Below are 17589 nucleotides of genomic sequence, written 5' to 3'. Positions count from 1 at the left end.
TTTACTTGCCTGCTATTAATCCGTCTTTGATCAATTGATAAACCACCAATTCAGAAAAAGTTCTGGAAAAGGATTCGATCGAACTAGGATTAGTTGTTTCTGATTGGGCAGACCAAACAAGTGTTTCAGTTTGTACATCATAGAGGTTCATCTCCAAGTAATACTTCTTGTCTGTAGAATAGTATCCGGGGTTATACATGACAGGATTATAGTAAGAATAATACCCATAGAATCTGCCATAATAACCTCCATACATCATAGGTGAATACATGGTAGTACCTGGGACATATCTGGTTTCAGAGGTTTGGTCCAATAAGGCGATTGTTAAGATCGCATCACTACCCCCATCTTTGATGGCTTTTAATGTAGCATCTTTGTTTTCTTCTGTAGCTTTAAAACCGGGAGGAATAATATCAAAAGAGCTGACAGCAGTAACTCCTCTCTCTTTCAAATGAGTGTTGATATCGCTTTCAATGGTTTGTCTAGCCACCAAGTTACTGGAAATCCCAGTGACGAAAATTGTTTTATAAGGTTCAGATGGAGTGTCTGGACCCGTCCAAGATCCAATAATTTTGGAACTTGGAGAACATGAAATGGCAAATGCCAAAATAAGCAAAGTGAATACTATATTATTCTTTTTCATAGTTGAATAGAGAAGATTTAATTTTGGTCAATTTCTTTGAACAATTCACTCACGGCGAATTGGATAGCTTCTGCTTTTTTATCGTCTTTTTTTGGAACTACTCGATCGATGGAACCTACCCAAACTGCTGTGTTTAATTTCGGGTCAATTAGATGCATGGTAATGCTACCCTCTTTATAAGTATTAACGGGCACCTCTTCACTTTTCCATGTATAACGCCTTTGTCCCGTATAGGTAAATGGATCTGTCGCCAAACTAGTCGTTCTCGTTTGTACTTTATCCTCCACCAATAGGCCAATATTTACCAATAAATCAGGATTGGAAGAAACACTTAATCCACGAGTACTCATCTCTGAGTCGATATTATTTTTGATCAGTTCAATTGCTTTTTGAAAATTTGGATTATCTGGAGCGGTATTTTCAATTTCCATGTAACCATAACTTTTATAACTGGAAAGGTTGAAGTCTTGGTAGTCCTCACCTTCCACGGTCACCAAAGAAGAAGTACAACCAAAGCTGACTAACAAAATTAGATATGGAAATAGTAGCTTTTTGATTTTCATTTCATTGATGTTTTAATTCAATTACTAATACTAAGGATATTACTGAAGGTTTGACCTTATCCAAAAAAGAACCCATACCTTCAAAAGGCAAATCAATCAATTAGATGTAACAAAATTGTTGTAAGATGGATCAGTTAATCAATTGAAGATTACAAAGCCGATGTTAAAATTGATATTTGACTGAGTATCAAAATTATCGCCACCTGTTCCCATCAAATATTTAGCACCTATTTTGAAAGCCATACTTGAGTTAGGTTGGATTAATGCTCCCACTTCAGGTTTAATAGCAAATTGCCAATGGGTTTTGCTGGTAGTGTAAATCCCCATGTCAAGTCTTCTGTTACTTGCCATAGTTCCGATGCCTATACCAGCATATGGTCTAAATAGGCCAGTTCTAAGCGCATAGTAATTAGCAGTAACTAAAATTGGCCAAGTATATTGGTAGCGATATTGTACTCCAGAAATAGATGCTGAACCTTCTGTATATACCTTGTCTTCTTCTCTTTTATATAGTGTGGTATGTCCGGCTTCTAGACCTACAGCTACATGAGGGTTAATAAATTTTTGGAATTCAAAATTGATTCCTCTACCAGAAGGATTATCAATATAATCTGAGGTATTACCCAAAGGAACAGTTACCACATAGTTGACAGAAAATAAAGAGTTTTGAGCGGAAGTAACAAAGGATATACCTATAAATAATAGGGTAGTAATAACTATATTTTTCATGACTTATTTTGCTAAATATGGTGATTGATCGAAGGCTTGATTAATACTGGCATTAACACGGTTGTTGATGCTGTTTTCACTTCCTTCTATTAATCCATTAAAAATACCTGTCCAAAAAACTGGGACTTTTTCAGTCTCATCTATTGCATTTGGATCAGTCATTTGCATCAGCAAAGTTCCTGTCCTATATCTTGAAATAGTGGGCGGATAATAACCTGGATACCACCAGCCCCATCCTGGTCCCCATCCAGGGTAAAACCAACTCCAATACCACCAATCATAGTAATAATAAATCTTGTCTGTTTGAGAAACTGAAGGCAAAATAATTAGATCAGGATTTACAGATGAATTAACTTCTGTGTATCCTAAATCATTCATATTACTTCTTATGGAAGATAAAATTAGGTTACCATACTTTGGGTCAAGGTATTCCGGTTCATCCCCAGGCTCTCCACCGATAAAGTCGTCTGTGATTAATACTACTTTGTCTGGGAGTGAATAGGTTGATTTAGATTGAAAGTCATAGCTTACATCATAATTGGTGTAAACTAAGTCCAATTCGTCGATGAAATCCGCTCCACCCGGACTGCAGGATAGTGCAAATACCCCTAGAGTAAGAATTAATGTGATTTTGAGTAATTTTTGTTTCATTTTTTAATTTGTTGGTTTAATCAATTTTCACCTATAAATGGAAGTTCTTGCTGTAGTGCATTCCGTATAGTATTATGGATATAAGTATCAATTTGTAAAAATTTCGCAGCATCCATGGCAGAGGTGGCCTTCTTGAATTTTTTATAGTATTTAGAATGAAGCTTTGAGAGATCCATGTCATTCTTAATGGTTCTCCTTGCTAAATCATCCGCATCGTATTCTCCCAAAGAGTTATATTTATTGAGATATTCATCTATAATCTTGATACGGTCTCTGGAAATAGCTTTTCGTTCTAGTTCGTATGCTTGGTATATCGTCCAAAAGCTCGGTGCTATACTTTCAGGTAAATCCATATAAGACTCTACAATCATTTTTTTATCATTACCAAAAGCTTCTTGGATTAAAGTGATTTCATCATCTACCGTCATCTGTTGACCATAGCTAAAGCTGACAGTAAAAAATAGGCATGTTACCAGTGGAGCTAAATAATTTTTCATGATTTTGATGAGTTAGTGATAATCTTTATTAAAAATAAAGCTTCAAGTTTATTTATTCTGTGAAAAGATAAAAATTTAATGGGTTATACGTTAAAATTGACTGAAAAATATCAAAGAATTAAAAAGTTTCATTCACATTCAGGTAAAATCCTGAATTTCCTTTTTTCCCAAATCCATAATCTGCGGTAATGGTGGTTCTGTTTTCCTTATTGATCATTACTCGTAGACCAATCCCATATGCAGCATTAATGTTTTCCAAAAGTTTCTCCTGTGTCATTTTACTTCCAAAAGATGAGGCATTAAAAAAAACAGTTCCTCCAAAAGTATCTTTTTCTTTTTGTAAAGGGAAGCGATATTCTGTTTCTGCATAAACCATGGTTTCTCCTCTAAACCTTCCTTGAGCATAGCCTCTTCCTCCTCGTCCAAAAGTGTCATAGCCTATGGAAGGTAAACTCATATAAGGTAGATCACCTGAAACTAAAAAGTTCCCTAATCCCCAAATTCCAATCAGGTGCCTTTTCCGTTTTTCGCTTAGATTAAAATAGTGCCTATAATCTAAAAGGAGGGTAGAGGAAGTTTTGTCAGATCCTAAAAATGATGGATTTATTTTATAAGAAATCAGCGCAAAGTTTTTCTCATAGGGAGAAACTGCAACATCTCGATTTTCATAAAGTCCATTGATGGTGATACCAGATAATGTATAACGATCTTCATTAAACCCCAACTGAGCATTATAGTAATCATGGGAAAACCTCAATTCGGATGGACCGGTTTCCGTGTCAAGGAAATTCTCAATCTTGGAATAAATGTCCAAGTGGTAACCGATACCGAGATAGAATTTTGAGTCACTGATTCTTTTTAAAACCGCTTCATAGAATCTAAACCAGGAAAAGTCCATTTGCTGTTCACCCCAAAGAACCCCCGCCTGATTGGGATTTTCTCCCGGGTCATTTGGGGCAGCACTTCCCAATCCAAACGTAGGCTGTGAGGTAATGAAATACCTCCAGTCTCCCCATAAAATCCATTTATCTTCAGAAAGGAAAATGTTCGACCTTGAACTAAAAATCCATTGTTTTTTTGTGGTGTATAAAAAATTACCAACCAAATTAGATAAATGGGTGTCTTCAGGATTACCCATACGCCAAGTAGCTGATGGGGCCACTCCAAATAACCAACCATTGGCAGGGTTGGAACCTATGGCGGGCAAGGGGACGATTTTGAAGTCCCTAATTTGATTTGGTTGGTAGGTAACAGAGTCCTGAGCATAACTATTTCCAAAGTGCATTAGAAAAATGAGTACAGTCAGGAGTCGTTTCATTAGAAGGATATATCGTATTGCAATCTAAATCTTAATTCATCACTTTGAGGAAGTTCCTTATCCTCAAAAGTGAATTTCGTGATTTCTGTGGTAAGTTTATTCAAATGTCCCACAAAAACCAATTAAATGCCAGAGCCAATTCTCTTTGTTTGTTTTGTGAAATGGACATATCAGGCCTGATAACAGCAAATCTCATGGCAACTTCCAAAGGTTTGGGCCAAAAATCCACCACTTGATTCGGGAAATATCCAGCCGTGAAGTATACGCCACCTAGGGTAGTACTTCCGCTGTCTTCATAGTTATCGACAATGTTTTTTCTATGGAATTCACTTGCCCATGAAAACCCCTTGTAAATAAAAGCAGTCTCAATATTATATTGCTTAATGGTGTATTGACCATCATTCGTGCCTTCAAATCCTGCTAAGTTACCTCCTCCCGAACTGGAAAATCTGGTGTAGGGACTAGTATTAGTGATCCCCGCTATTGCAATTAATGCAGCTGGTTTCTCTGAAATAGTTAAATCTCCACCTGAAAAAGGTACTTCTCTACCTAATAAATTCCACTGGAATCTTCCAAAATACATCAATTTGGAATCATCATTAAATCTTGATCCTCTTCCTGTTCCGGTAAAAGCGCCAAGCCAATAATTAAAATTGGCAGCTCCTCCGCCATCTAAGTTTCCGTAAATTGACAAACCTTGCTGCCTATCCACAGTAAAAAATCTATTCAATAAAGACCTATCTACCAATTGTTGGCTACCACTACTGATGAAACGTTCTCTGGTAAATTCAACTTTCCATTGCCCTGCTTTAAATTTTAACCAAGGGAATTTTTCAACCATAAATCTGAAATCCAACAGGATACTTTGGCCTAGTTCATACTCAAAGTAATATTTTAACCAAGGCTGATAAGCATGGCCTCCCACTTTTAAACGAGCTCTATTGATTTTAAAGAGCTTTACATCTTGATTATTAAAATCATTAAAAGTGATTGGGTCCTGATCGTCTGGAACAGCAAACCTAAACTGGAGTCTACTGGCTAGTTGTAATTCAAATTTTTCATCCGCAGTAGTAAATACAAAACCTTTGGATGTGTGTTTTATAGGTTTTTCTTTTAAAACGGATTCTTGTTTGATTGAATCTTTTTCTTGAGCGATGGAACCAAAGCTGAGAAGGATAAAAGATAGTCCGAGCAGGAATTTGAAGTTAATTGGAATAGGTAAGTCCCTAAAGAAATCCATTAAAATTCTGATTTTGAAATTTGCGAAGGCAAAAGACGTAAAATGCATTGAGAATATGATATTTTCCCAATGCATTTTTATGATTTTTCCAAGAGAAGAAAATTAATTCCCAGGGATTCTAAATACCAGCCCTCCTTCAAAACCGAACTGGAATAAGGAACTATAGGATGAAAGTCCTGCCCCTAAACCCCCAGTACCAAAGTAAAGCCCTCCTCCAATGGCTTGTGTGGCAGAGAATAAACTAGCTTGTGCTCTAAATGCGACATTGGTAGATAACCAAAAGTTAGCTCCACCTCGTATGTTATAAGAGAATTTTGTAGCGGAGCTACTGTTTCGGGTGTCAGGGTTTGAAACATTAAAAATACCCATTCCAATACCAGCTCCAGCAAAAGGTTCTATAAGTTCAGATACTGGGAAGTAACGGGTCCCATTCAACATGATCCAATTGATGGCCATATCAAAATCAGTGAATCTAGGTCCTCCTTGAAACCCAGTGTCAAGATAGGTGGTAGGTGCATTTGTATCTTGTCTCAAGTATTGAATCTCTACTGCTCCGCGGTTCGGTATGTGGTATTCCAGACCAGCACCCCATCGGAATCCATCTTGAATTTGCCCATTAAAATAAGAGGAGCTGGAATAGTAAGAATCTACTTTGTCCTTGAATATATACCCGCCATAGGTATTTACTCTGATTTCCTGTGCCATGGCAATTCCGGAAATGACAAATAGCGCTAGAAATAGTATGGTATTTTTCACTATGAGAAAGTTTAAATCAACTGATTGGAATTGAAAAGTACTTTAATTATAAGGATAAAGTAACAATTAATCTTTAGATGATTCAATGAAACTTGTCAAATATTAATGATATCTGATAAGAATCAGCTTTAACTACCAGTACTTACACTTTTAGGAATTTCTTATTTGAGTAATGATTTAAGGATTTCCCTTTTGATAAAAACAATCAAAAACCAACTGATCAACCCTGCTAAAAAGCCTATGAATGCCCCAATCAACACATCAACAGGGTAGTGTACACCTAAATAAATCCGGGTGTAGGAAATAATCGCAGCCCAAAGAAACAGCCATTTCAGGTGTTTGATTCTCTTCCCAACTTTTAGGTTTAAAAATGTGGCGACGGCAAAAGTATTTGCGGCGTGTGAAGATACAAAACCATAGAGGCCTCCACATCTTTCATAGTTGTGCATAATACCCTCCCAGCGCTCATCATGGCAAGGTCTCAGGCGTTCGAAGAAGGGTTTCATGAAGCCAGAGGTAGTCTGGTCTGCGATAAGTATGGATAATGCAATTCCACCAAACACCCACCAGCTGATTTTCGGGTCAGCTTTGTAGATAAAGTAGATTAAAACGGCATAAAAGGGGATCCATGTTACCGTTTGAGAAAATTGGTACATGATAGGATCCATCCAATCCCAATGGAAAGAATTTAAAAAAATGAAGAGACTTTCGTCCCATTTTTTGATGGTTTCAATCATAAAGAAAAGTTTATCCAGTCCACTCCCTTATTTAAATGCTTTAAAGTAAAGCTTTCTTCACTACCGATTTCTGGTTGATGCATGTATTCCCAACTGGCTTCCGGAGGCATACTCATTAAGATACTTTCAGTCCTTCCGTTGGTGTCCAGGCCAAATTTTGTTCCTGCATCCCAAACCAAATTGAACTCCACATATCTACCCCGTCTCAATTTCTGCCAAGCCACTTCTTTTGGACCGTACGGAATTTGGTGATTCTTTTTCATAAAATAGGTGTAAACCTCAGGAAACAGTTTTCCCACGTTGAGGCTGAAATTAAGAATGTCCTCAAATTCTTGATCTGAATTGGCTTTCAAATGGTCATAAAAAATCCCGCCAATCCCCCTTGTTTCATCCCGGTGTTTAATAAAAAAGTAGTCATCGGCCCATTTTTTATAGTTGGAGTAAGCATCCGGACGAAATTGATCACAGACTTTTTTACTTCCGAATGAAAGTAAGAAGCATCTTCCAAATTGATATAGTGAGGGGTGAGGTCTATCCCTCCTCCAAACCAATGCACCCCATTATCCATTTCAAAGTAGCGGATATTCATATGAATAATAGGGACCATAGGGTTTTTTGGGTGCAATACGATCGATACCCCTGTGGCATAGAAATTGGCTTTTTCCAGCTTCAGTTTTTCCAGGATTTTAGTGGGGTTGGTCCATGGACTGCTGAAAAAGCAACGCCTCCTTTTTCGATTATTTCCCCACCTTGAAAAATCCGGGTTCTCCCACCACCGCCTTCAGGTCTTTCCCATTTATCTTCCAGAAATTTCCCTTTTCCATCTCCAATTTCAAGCTGGTTACAAATAAGGTCTTGAATACCTTGGTATATTTTAGAAATCTCTTCCTTGCTTTTTCTAGTCATCATCTGATTTGAATTAAAAAGGGTAGCCAATGCCAAAGTTAAACACTGTTTGCCCTTTTTCACCCAAGGGTCTTTTAAAACTTAATTTATTGAGAATCCATCGTTCCCCTTCAGGTCTTGCTGGGTCAATGGCTTTGGTAGCCATATCAAGCCTGATAATCAGGAAGTCAAAATCCATTCGGAGTCCGATTCCCGTTCCAACAGCAATTTCCTTATAAAACCGATTGATCTGGAAATCACCACCTGGTCTGGAATCTTCCACCCCTATATTCCAAGCATTTCCGGCATCTATAAATAAGGCCATGTCAAAATAACCCACCAGTTTTCTCCGGTACTCGAGCATGGATTCAATGATCATCTCAGAAGGTTGCTCAAACCGGTAATCAAAATATCCATTTTCATTCAATGGAGGAGTATAGCTTCCGGGACCAAGTCTTCTTGCCTGCCAGGCCCTGATGCTGGTACCGCCTCCCGCAAAGAAGTATTTTTCATAAGGTAAGATCCCGTTGCTCACTCCATAGGGCTGGGCAATTCCAAAATTCAAGCGATAAGCGATCGTTTGTTTTTATCTATTGGTAGGTATTTCCTGAAATCTGCCTGTAGTTTCAGCCATTGGAACCTTGCAAAGTCGGTGGTTTCGTTATTGGAGGGTGCATTAAAGAAGTTAAACGAGGTACCGCCACTTTCAACGAATAGTTTTAATAGGGAGGAGCGGTTGGTTTCAAATTCACCATATCGGTTGAAATTAATGATGGTTTGGGCGGAAATACTGCTCACAATCGAAGGAAGAAAAGACCAGATTAAGTTATTCCCCTGGTTGGCTAATTCCTCTAATACATCCAGGAAGTCCTGGGTGATTTGCGGTGTTCGTATGTAATTGATGTCAAGCAGGTTGAATGTGTATTGCTGTCGATTGGACCTGGTGGCCCAGGTGTAAGAAATTAACCCGTTGAGACCTGATCGGGTGTACTCCGGTCTATTGGTATAGTTAAATCCGATCAGGGTCCGGGTATTGGGATTGTACCTACCGTATCTTTCCAGACTTCTAGGAGAGAAAGGCATCAGGAACCTTGGGAATATCACGGAAGCTGACGTTCCTATTTCCCGGCTTTGATAAACCCCTTGATCAGTAGCGGAGGCTACCCCTTCCAATCCAGCTCTAAAATTGAATTCCAAGATTTCTCCAGCTCTAAAAAGTTTCTATTCCTAAGAGAGGCAGAGAAGAATGGGCCTGGCAACTGCTCGGTGATGCTAAGCCCCAATTGATTCGTCAGTTGATATTTTTGGTTGGGTTGGGTTTGAATTTTGGCAGTGAGTGAAGTCCCAACCGTATCAAAAGAAATATTTACAAATCGAAATAAGTCTAGGTTGTTTAATTGTCTTTGGGATTCTAATACCTCGGATCTGTTATACACATTGCCACTATCCAAGAATACTCTTGAGGAGAAAATTTTTTCTGAATAACGATCCTTATAAAATGAAAAGTCGATGTCTCGATAGCTTCTTGAAATTTTTTGATCTATGAAATCATTGCTGGGTGGGTTTACCCGGAAGTAGATTGAATCGATGGTATATACCTCATGTTTCTCCGCAAAGGTGGGTTTTCTGATCAACTCTTCAATGACCACCGATTTCTTGCTTGTATCCTGGAATACATTGTATTCTATAAATGATTTCGAAAACATGAAAAACCCGTTGTTTTTCAGAAGGTCTTCAATTCTGTTTCTTTCCGCTACGATGTTGTTTTGATTGTAATTTTCATGAAGCTTGAGAAGGCTTTCTGATTTTGAGCTATTTAATAAACTTAAAATTTCTTCATTATCAGATCTGACATAGATAGAGTCGATGAGATAAGGTTCATTTTCTTCTACCTCATAGGTTACAAATGCTTTTTTCTTTTTGGTTTCCACTTTGAAATTGGTGGAAACATCCATGTAACCCCTGTTGTAGAGGTAATTTCTAATTTCTGTGGCAGAAACCTTGGTGTCTGCACTGTCTAAAACTGTAGCAGGATTTCCGGTTCGCATGACCAGATTTCCAAATTCAGCTTTCTTCTCCAAGCTCTCCACTCTTGATTCTAACTTGTCTTGCTTTTTAATCAGTTTCCTGTTGTCAGGATTTTCTCCCCGTGCCCTTCTAATGGAATCCAATTCTTCTTTCTTCAGCTCGAGCTTTCCCGCGACTTTCGCACTGTCATAAAAATTTTTTCCAAACCTGTAAATATTCACTCCCAAAGAAATGTTGGTCAATGGGATTCTTGTATTGGGTTCCTGAATGAGTAGGGGGTACAGGTCTCCTTGATTTACTTGGTCAAGGCCAGTGATGTCGTTTTGAAAGATCACATATTCACCCTCAGGGATGTTTTTAGTCACAGAACAGCCTGCCTGGACTAAAAGGACACAGATAAAAAGTATATATTTGGTGAATTTCAAAACGGGAGAATAGATCAGAATGCTTAGCAAAAATACAGTTAAGTTTATAAAAACCTTACATCAAAAGAAATACCGAAACCTAGAACAAAAGTTCTTTTTAGAAGGAGAAAAATCAGTTTTAGAGGTCATGGATTCGGATTTTAAGATTGAATTACTGCTTGCCACAGATCAGTTCATGGAAAGTAACGAAGTAACCATGAAATCCTACCGGGGTGAGCTGTTGAATGTGAGCCAAAAACAATTGGAAAGTGTTGGGCAATTCCAAAGTAACGACAGTGCATTGGCGGTAGTTTGTATGAAACCCAATCACTATTTTGATAGGCCCCAGGATGAGTTGGTGATAGCGCTCGATGATGTGAGAGATCCCGGGAATTTGGGAACCATTATCAGGATTGCTGATTGGTATGGGATCAAGCATTTACTTTTCTCAGAACAAACTGCGGAATTTTATAATCCAAAAGTCATTCAAGCAAGTATGGGCTCCTTCACAAGAGTGAAGTTTTATTATGGAGATTTGGCAGAGGTTTTTGCTCAGTGGGAATGTCCTGTTTATGGAGCTTACTTAGATGGAGAGAATATCCATCAAATAGACCGGGTGAATCCTGGAGTTCTGTTAATGGGGAATGAGTCCAAAGGAATTTCAGAAGAGCTTGCTCCCATGGTCACCAATAAATTGACCATTCCAGGGTCTGGAAATGCCGAGTCATTGAATGTAGCAATTGCCACTGCAATACTGTGTGACAATTTTAGTAGGTTGGGAGTCTAATGTTTCGAAAATTACTAGGAACCTTAAATAAGGTCGGAATTAATGGGTTTTTATTGGGAATATTTGCCGCCATATTTTTGGGCTATTTATTACCATTTTTTGGTTCATCTGAATCAATGATTCCTTGGAAGCCCATCATCAATGTAGGGATTGGCTTGGTCTTTTTCTTTTATGGGGTCAAATTAAATCCTGAACAATTGAAGTCAGGGTTAAAAAACTGGAGGTTACATGTATTGATACAATTGACCACTTTCTTGCTATTTCCCCTTTTAGTGTTTTTGATTTTTAATCTTCTACCATTTATCAATCAGGATTTTAGGCTAGGGATCTCCTATCTTTCTGTATTGCCTTCCACGGTTAGTGCTTCCATCGTGATGGTTTCTATCGCAAAAGGCAATATCCCGGGAGCAATTTTCAATGCAAGTATTTCCAGTTTGTTGGGAGTGATTATTACTCCTGCATGGATGGAAGTATTGGGGAGCTCCTCCAATTTTGAGATTGATTTTGCCGCAACCTTAGGAGAGTTGTCGGTGAAAGTTTTGTTGCCCGTGATTATAGGGATATTGTGCCATAATTGGTTGTTCCCAAAAATCCAAGGACATATAGCGAAGGTGAAATACCTGGATCAGACAGTCATTATGATCATTGTTTTCACCTCTTTTGCGGAGTCTTTTGCCCAACAGGTATTTTCACCTTATACCTACTCAACACTCGCTGAGGTAAGTTTGACCATGTTGGGATTATTCTTTTTGGTGATGGGAGTGGTAGAACTCCTCAGCAGGGTTTTGAGGTTTTCCAGGGAGGATAAAATTACCGCTCTTTTTTGCGGATCTAAGAAATCATTGGTTCAGGGTGTTGTGATTGGGAAGGTGATCTTTCCTGATCCTGCAATTTTAGGATTGGTATTACTTCCAGTTATGCTTTATCATATTCAACAATTGATAGCGGGGTCAATTATTGCATCTAGTATGGGAAAAAGGAGATAAAAACAAACTATTACTTTTTCCGGTTTTTTGATCGAATTAAATATTTTGTATTTTAAACAGAAATAAATTTCTAAAAGGTATGAAAGCTAATAAGAGGGTGTTTTATGTGCTTTTCTTGATTTTTGCAATGGGTTTTTCTCAAAACCATGAAGTTTTTGCCCAAGAAAAAATAGATGTTCTATTCTTAAAAAGCGGGGAGAAGAAAGAAGGTAAAGTAACTGGAATTACTGAATCACATGTTAAATTCAGGTATACTGGGGAGGAATTTGATTATGAAATTCCAAAAACTGATTTAGCGAAGATTCAATTTTCCAGTGGGAGGGAAGAGGTATTTGAGGTGGTTGAAACTGGAGCCACTGTAAGCACTATTCCAGCTCCTGCCAATGCAGCAGATGCCCATAATAAGATTGCAGTGTTACCATTTCAATTTATCAGTAATGATCCCGGTATGGATGCTAACTCTTTAAGTAATCTAGCCCAAAACACTACTGCTAATTCTATTCGAGAGCAATATGGGAACCTGATTTTGCAAGACCCAGTGACTACGAACGCACTGCTGGCCAAGAAGAATATAGATCAATCCAATATTACTACCATGACGCCAGCTGAAGTAGCTAATTTGTTGGGGGTGGAATATGTGGTTTATGGTACTGTTAACCTAACAAATAAAGGGGCCTCCACTTATGGCAGCTCAGGTACTACTTATAAAGAGCGAGAAAAAACAGATTATAACAGAGGAAAGTCTGATGAACGAACAAAAGGAAGTGCTTTTACCTCATCAAGTTCTTCCACGACCATTGAGTATGACACTTCTGTGGATTTTAGACTATTCAATAATCATGGCACAAACTTATACTCGGATTCCAGACATGTGTTTGGTAGCGATGTAAATTCCTACGAAAATGGTATTAATTATATGATCAAAAGAACGCCATTTGGTTCCAAATACGGAAAAAAATAACCTAAGTTTTTCAAGAAAAAAAGGAGGTCTGAAAATTTTCAGACCTCCTTTTTTATAAATAAGATTTAGAAAGTTCTTCTACTAGTTTAATGTACTCTTCTTCTGCTTCGGATTTAGATTTTCCTTTCAAGTTTAGCCAGCTATGGTATTTCGCTGCCGCCTTGAAGTCGAATCCTCCTGGTTTTTCCCCCACGTTATCCCCTTCGGTAGCCTGCTTATATAGGCCATATAGTTTGAGGAGCTCTTCATTCGAAGGCTTCTGCGTAAACTTCTTCGTTAAATCAATCGCTTGATTTAGATTTTCTAATTTCATGGTAAACTGGTTTAGGCTATTCTAGTTTCCAAATATTGCGCCAATTTCAGAATAAATGAAATGTAACGGCATAAAAAAAGGCAAGCACTCATGCTTGCCTTTTCTATCCTAAGACAGAGATAATTTATCTCTTATTCATGGATACATATTCGCGTTCGTTAGCTCCTACATAAACTTGTCTTGGACGTCCAATAGGCTCGTTATTTTCACGCATTTCTTTCCATTGAGCAATCCATCCAGGAAGTCTTCCCAGTGCAAACATCACTGTAAACATATCGGTAGGAATTCCAAGGGCTCTATAGATGATACCAGAATAAAAGTCCACGTTAGGATATAACTTTCTATCGATAAAGTATTGGTCATTCAATGCAGCATGTTCCAATTCTTTGGCGATATCCAAAACTGGGTCATTTACACCTAATTTGGTCAATACATCATCAGCCGCTTTTTTAATGATTTTTGCTCTTGGATCGAAGTTTTTATAAACTCTATGTCCAAATCCCATTAATCTAAATGGATCATTTTTGTCTTTAGCCTTGTCAAGATATTTCTTGGCATCTCCGCCATCTGCTTTGATTGCTTCCAACATTTCGATCACTGACTGGTTTGCTCCACCGTGTAGTGGTCCCCACAGTGCATTGATACCTGCAGAAATAGAAGCATAAATACTTGCTTGAGATGAACCAACAATTCTAACTGTAGAAGTTGAACAGTTCTGCTCATGGTCTGCATGTAAAATCAATAATTTATCCAAAGCAGAAGCAACGACAGGATCTACGTCGTACTTTTCAGCAGGAAGTGCGAACATCATTTTTAAGAAGTTCGAACAGTAATCCAATGAATTATCAGGATAATTTACCGGATGACCGATTTCATTTTTATACGCCCAGGTGGCAAATGTTGGCATTTTCGCTAGTAGACGAATAATGCTCATATTTACTTCTTCCTCACTTCGATTTGGGTTCAATGATTCTGGATAGAATGCAGTCAAAGAACAGATCAAAGAAGAAAGTACTCCCATTGGGTGAGAATTAGAAGGGAAACCTTCCAAGATTTTTTGATGTCTTCGTGTACTAATGTATGGTGAGTGATTTCTTTCGAAAAGGATTCATACTCAGCCTGGGTAGGAAGCTCACCATAGATCAATAAGTAAGCGACCTCCAAGAAAGTTGACTTTTCTGCAAGATCTTCAATTTTGTAACCTCTGTAGCGAAGTATACCTTCTTCACCATCTAAAAATGTAATTGCACTGGTAGTTGAACCAGTGTTTTTGAATCCGGATCAAGGGTGATTAAACCGGAAGCTCCTCGAAGCTTTGCAATGTCAATTGCAGATTCATTTTCTGTGCCGGTAATAACCGGGAATTCATACTCTTGTCCTTTGAAGGACAACTTAGCGGATTCAGACATATAACAGGTTTGTTTGGATTGCTCTTAAGAAAAACTTAGAATTTCGGGGTTAAGTTAATAAAAGCATGTTGTTTTTTGGACGATAATTGTATTAAGGGAGATATAATTCTTCGATTAATTGATAAACTGACTTAATCGCAGAAAGTTTATAGGATATTTTGAATAATAAACTGCATGTTTTTTATCCGAATAACCATCCATCTCCATTAGTTGAATAAAAAAAGCCCCGCAGGGCTATTTTTATTAGGCACAAAAGTGCTCAAATACTTCCACTAGGTGATCACCTATCATTTTAGCATTTCTTCCTTCGATGTGGTGACGCTCAATAAAGTGAACTAATTCACCATCTTTGAATAAAGCCATAGCTGGAGAAGATGGAGGGTAAGGAAGTACAATTTCTCTGAACTTTTCCACTGCTTCTCTATCATTTCCTGCAAATACAGTTCCTAGGACATCAGGTTTTACTTTTGCATGATCTAAAGCATATTTCACTCCAGGTCTTGCAGCTCCTGCCGCGCACCCACATACTGAGTTAACTACTACAAATGTGGTTCCTTTTTGGTCTGGGCCAAGTTTCTCAGCAACGATATCGGCTGTTCTAAACTCCTCAAAACCTTCATTAGAAAGCTCTGCTCTCATGGGAGCAATTAATTCTTCTGGATACATATGTTCTTTATTTAAATTCTATATTATAAGAAACCTAATTCTAATTTCGCAGCCTCAGACATCATATCTTGAGAATAAGGCGGATCAAAAGTAAGTTCAACTTCTACATTACTAATTCCTTGAATCTGCTGGATTTTATCTTTCACTTCTGAAGGAATAAATTCCGCTGAAGGACAATTCGGAGATGTCAATGTCATGAGTACATAAACATTGTTTACAGGGTATACTGTAATCTCATAAATCAACCCCAATTCGTAAACGTCTACAGGTATTTCAGGATCATAAACCTGTTTGATAGCAGTCACTACTTTCTCCTTCAAATCTGTTATTTGTCCCACACTTGTATTGTTTTCAGTTTCCATGGATTAGGCGTTTTGTTTGGTTTGTAAGGCCAATGCGTACAATTTCATTTGTTTGATCATTGCAGCAAGCCCATTGGAACGTTGACTTCCAATAATGCCACCCATGCCTATTCGATTGATAAAATCTAAATCAGCGTCGATGATTTCCTTTGGAGTCCGATCATTCAGTACTCTGATCAACAATGAAATCAGCCCTTTGGTTATATCCGTATTCGAATCAGCTTGGTAATGGACTTTCCCATCTTTATCATCTGCGATTAGCCAAACTTTTGATTGGCAACCCTTGATGATATTTTCTTCCACCCGTTCGTTATCAGGAAAACTTTCAAGGTTGGCACCAAGTTCCATTATATAATAAATGGTACTCTCTTTGTCATCCCCGAGGATTTCAAATTCACTGATTATTTCATTTTGAATTTCCTGAATACTGCTCATTTATTTTTTATTCTTGCGATTCTGGCAACGCCTTCGGCCAATTGTTCAATCTCTGATTTGGAATTGTAAACAGCAAATGAAGCTCTAACAGTTCCCTCGAGGCCAAGTCTTTTCATCAAAGGTTGCGTGCAATGATGACCAGTTCTTACGGCAATTCCTCTTGCATCCAACATCACACCTACATCAAAAGGATGCATTCCATTGATGTTAAATGATAGCACGCTTACTTTTTCAGCCGCAGTTCCCACTGGGATAAAGCCTTTGATCGGCAAAAGTAATTCATTGGCATAAGCCAACAAACTATCTTCATGCTCTTTCATGTTGGGTTTGCCAATTTCACGGATAAAATCCAGGGCATACTTAAATGCAATGACGTCTCCAATGTTTGGAGTTCCTGCTTCAAATTTGAATGGAATATCATTGAAAGTAGTCTTCTCAAAACTTACTTCCTTGATCATTTCACCACCTCCCTGAAAAGGGGCATAGACTCTAAAACTTCTCTTTTTCCATAAAGTACCCCAAGGCCAGTAGGTCCGTATAATTTATGCGCAGATAACGCAAGGAAATCACAATCCAATTTTTGGACATCTATTTCCAAATGACTGGTGGATTGTGCTCCATCCAAGAGGACTTTGGCACCAACGGCATGAGCCGCTTCAATCATCCGTTCTACAGGATTGATGGTGCCCAACGCATTTGAAGCGTGCACCACACTGACCAATTTGGTTTTTGGGCTGAGAAGTTTCTCAAACTCTTCAAAAAGGATTTCCCCGGCATCGTTAATAGGGATCACCTTTAATATCGCTCCTTTTTCTTCGCAAAGTAGTTGCCAAGGAACAATGTTGGAATGATGCTCTAACGTGGATATGATGATCTCATCACCTTGGTTGATGAATTTTCTTCCAAATGTGTAGGCAACTAAATTGATGCTTTCAGTGGTACCTTTGGTGAAGATAATCTCGGCGGACTCTTTGGCATTTATAAAATGCTGAACAGCCACCCTTGTATCCTCAAAATAACGGGTAGATCGATCCGCTAAGGCATGGGCTCCTCTATGAATGTTCGCATTGTCATGGAGGTAATACCCATTCAAAGAGTCAATGACCGCTTGCGGCTTTTGCGTGGTCGCTGCATTGTCAAAATAGACCAAAGGCTTCCCATGTACCTCTTGATGAAGTATGGGGAACAGTTGTCTAATTTTATCAATAGGGAAACTCAT

General features: G+C 38.3%; 19 protein-coding genes and 3 pseudogenes. 3 read left to right on the top strand and 19 right to left on the bottom strand.

Going from position 1 to position 17589, the window contains the following annotated elements:
- Position 1: 1 nt before the first annotated feature.
- The 13 genes and pseudogenes from V8V91_RS05785 to V8V91_RS05725 form a co-directional block, all read right to left on the bottom strand.
- A complete protein-coding gene (locus tag V8V91_RS05785; RefSeq protein ID WP_373399248.1) occupies positions 2-643 on the bottom strand; it encodes a hypothetical protein in 642 nt (213 codons plus the stop codon).
- Between the two features lie 17 nt (positions 644-660).
- Complete coding sequence (locus V8V91_RS05780; protein WP_373399247.1) at positions 661-1206, bottom strand: DUF4136 domain-containing protein; 546 nt, start codon at positions 1204-1206, stop codon at positions 661-663.
- Between the two features lie 138 nt (positions 1207-1344).
- A complete protein-coding gene (locus V8V91_RS05775; protein ID WP_373399246.1) occupies positions 1345-1935 on the bottom strand; it encodes an outer membrane beta-barrel protein in 591 nt (196 codons plus the stop codon).
- Between the two features lie 3 nt (positions 1936-1938).
- On the bottom strand, positions 1939-2586 hold the full coding sequence (locus V8V91_RS05770) for a DUF4136 domain-containing protein (protein ID WP_373399245.1): 648 nt from the start codon (positions 2584-2586) through the stop codon (positions 1939-1941).
- Positions 2587-2606: 20 nt separating this feature from the next.
- Complete coding sequence (locus V8V91_RS05765; protein WP_373399244.1) at positions 2607-3083, bottom strand: hypothetical protein; 477 nt, start codon at positions 3081-3083, stop codon at positions 2607-2609.
- Between the two features lie 118 nt (positions 3084-3201).
- The gene (locus V8V91_RS05760; protein ID WP_373399243.1) at positions 3202-4401 is read right to left on the bottom strand and encodes a BamA/TamA family outer membrane protein; all 1200 of its coding nucleotides are present in this window, start codon (positions 4399-4401) and stop codon (positions 3202-3204) included.
- Between the two features lie 100 nt (positions 4402-4501).
- Positions 4502-5641: a porin gene (locus V8V91_RS05755; RefSeq protein ID WP_373399242.1), complete on the bottom strand. Its 1140-nt coding sequence runs from the start codon at positions 5639-5641 to the stop codon at positions 4502-4504.
- A gap of 102 nt (positions 5642-5743) precedes the next feature.
- Positions 5744-6397: an outer membrane beta-barrel protein gene (locus tag V8V91_RS05750; RefSeq protein WP_373399241.1), complete on the bottom strand. Its 654-nt coding sequence runs from the start codon at positions 6395-6397 to the stop codon at positions 5744-5746.
- 161 nt (positions 6398-6558) lie between these two features.
- Entirely contained in the window at positions 6559-7053 is a 495-nt protein-coding gene (locus V8V91_RS05745; protein WP_373399240.1) for a phosphatase PAP2 family protein, read from the bottom strand.
- Between the two features lie 77 nt (positions 7054-7130).
- A pseudogene (gene hemF / locus V8V91_RS05740) lies at positions 7131-8040 on the bottom strand (oxygen-dependent coproporphyrinogen oxidase).
- 13 nt (positions 8041-8053) lie between these two features.
- The gene (locus V8V91_RS05735) at positions 8054-8584 is read right to left on the bottom strand and encodes a BamA/TamA family outer membrane protein (RefSeq protein WP_373399239.1); all 531 of its coding nucleotides are present in this window, start codon (positions 8582-8584) and stop codon (positions 8054-8056) included.
- A complete protein-coding gene (locus tag V8V91_RS05730; protein WP_373399238.1) occupies positions 8581-9216 on the bottom strand; it encodes a hypothetical protein in 636 nt (211 codons plus the stop codon). Before V8V91_RS05730 ends, V8V91_RS05735 begins: the two co-directional genes overlap by 4 nt.
- Positions 9180-10412: a hypothetical protein gene (locus V8V91_RS05725; RefSeq protein WP_373399237.1), complete on the bottom strand. Its 1233-nt coding sequence runs from the start codon at positions 10410-10412 to the stop codon at positions 9180-9182. The genes V8V91_RS05730 and V8V91_RS05725 overlap by 37 nt, the downstream gene beginning before the upstream one ends.
- 79 nt (positions 10413-10491) lie before the next feature.
- On the opposite strand from V8V91_RS05725, the gene V8V91_RS05720 reads away from it, so the two are divergent.
- The 3 genes from V8V91_RS05720 to V8V91_RS05710 all read left to right on the top strand — a co-directional run bounded on the left by V8V91_RS05720 (position 10492) and on the right by V8V91_RS05710 (position 13185).
- A complete protein-coding gene (locus V8V91_RS05720) occupies positions 10492-11238 on the top strand; it encodes an RNA methyltransferase (protein ID WP_373399236.1) in 747 nt (248 codons plus the stop codon).
- Positions 11238-12224, top strand: coding sequence for a bile acid:sodium symporter family protein (locus V8V91_RS05715; RefSeq protein ID WP_373399235.1), 987 nt, complete (start codon positions 11238-11240; stop codon positions 12222-12224). Before V8V91_RS05720 ends, V8V91_RS05715 begins: the two co-directional genes overlap by 1 nt.
- A 79-nt stretch (positions 12225-12303) precedes the next feature.
- Positions 12304-13185, top strand: coding sequence for a hypothetical protein (locus V8V91_RS05710; protein WP_373399234.1), 882 nt, complete (start codon positions 12304-12306; stop codon positions 13183-13185).
- A 52-nt stretch (positions 13186-13237) separates the two neighbouring features.
- On the opposite strand, the gene V8V91_RS05705 is transcribed toward V8V91_RS05710, so the two are convergent.
- From V8V91_RS05705 to V8V91_RS05680, 6 genes and pseudogenes are all read right to left on the bottom strand, one after another.
- Positions 13238-13498 (bottom strand): acyl-CoA-binding protein, encoded by a 261-nt coding sequence (locus V8V91_RS05705; protein WP_373399233.1) that lies wholly within the window; start codon positions 13496-13498, stop codon positions 13238-13240.
- A 124-nt stretch (positions 13499-13622) separates the two neighbouring features.
- Positions 13623-14907: pseudogene (locus V8V91_RS05700) on the bottom strand (citrate synthase).
- 243 nt (positions 14908-15150) lie between these two features.
- Positions 15151-15573, bottom strand: coding sequence for a BrxA/BrxB family bacilliredoxin (locus tag V8V91_RS05695; RefSeq protein ID WP_373399232.1), 423 nt, complete (start codon positions 15571-15573; stop codon positions 15151-15153).
- 23 nt (positions 15574-15596) lie between these two features.
- Positions 15597-15935, bottom strand: a complete 339-nt coding sequence (locus tag V8V91_RS05690) for a DUF59 domain-containing protein (RefSeq protein WP_074224740.1) — start codon at positions 15933-15935, stop codon at positions 15597-15599.
- Positions 15936-15938: 3 nt separating this feature from the next.
- A complete protein-coding gene (locus tag V8V91_RS05685; RefSeq protein WP_074224739.1) occupies positions 15939-16370 on the bottom strand; it encodes a SufE family protein in 432 nt (143 codons plus the stop codon).
- Positions 16367-17589 (bottom strand): annotated as a pseudogene (locus tag V8V91_RS05680) (SufS family cysteine desulfurase). The gene V8V91_RS05685 and the pseudogene V8V91_RS05680 overlap by 4 nt, the downstream one beginning before the upstream one ends.

Origin of the sequence: Algoriphagus halophilus (assembly GCF_041729275.1) — a bacterium.
Classification (GTDB): Bacteria; Bacteroidota; Bacteroidia; order Cytophagales; family Cyclobacteriaceae; genus Algoriphagus; species Algoriphagus halophilus_A.
Note: the sequence above shows the minus strand (reverse complement) of the source record. Positions and strands in the feature narration are given on the sequence as shown.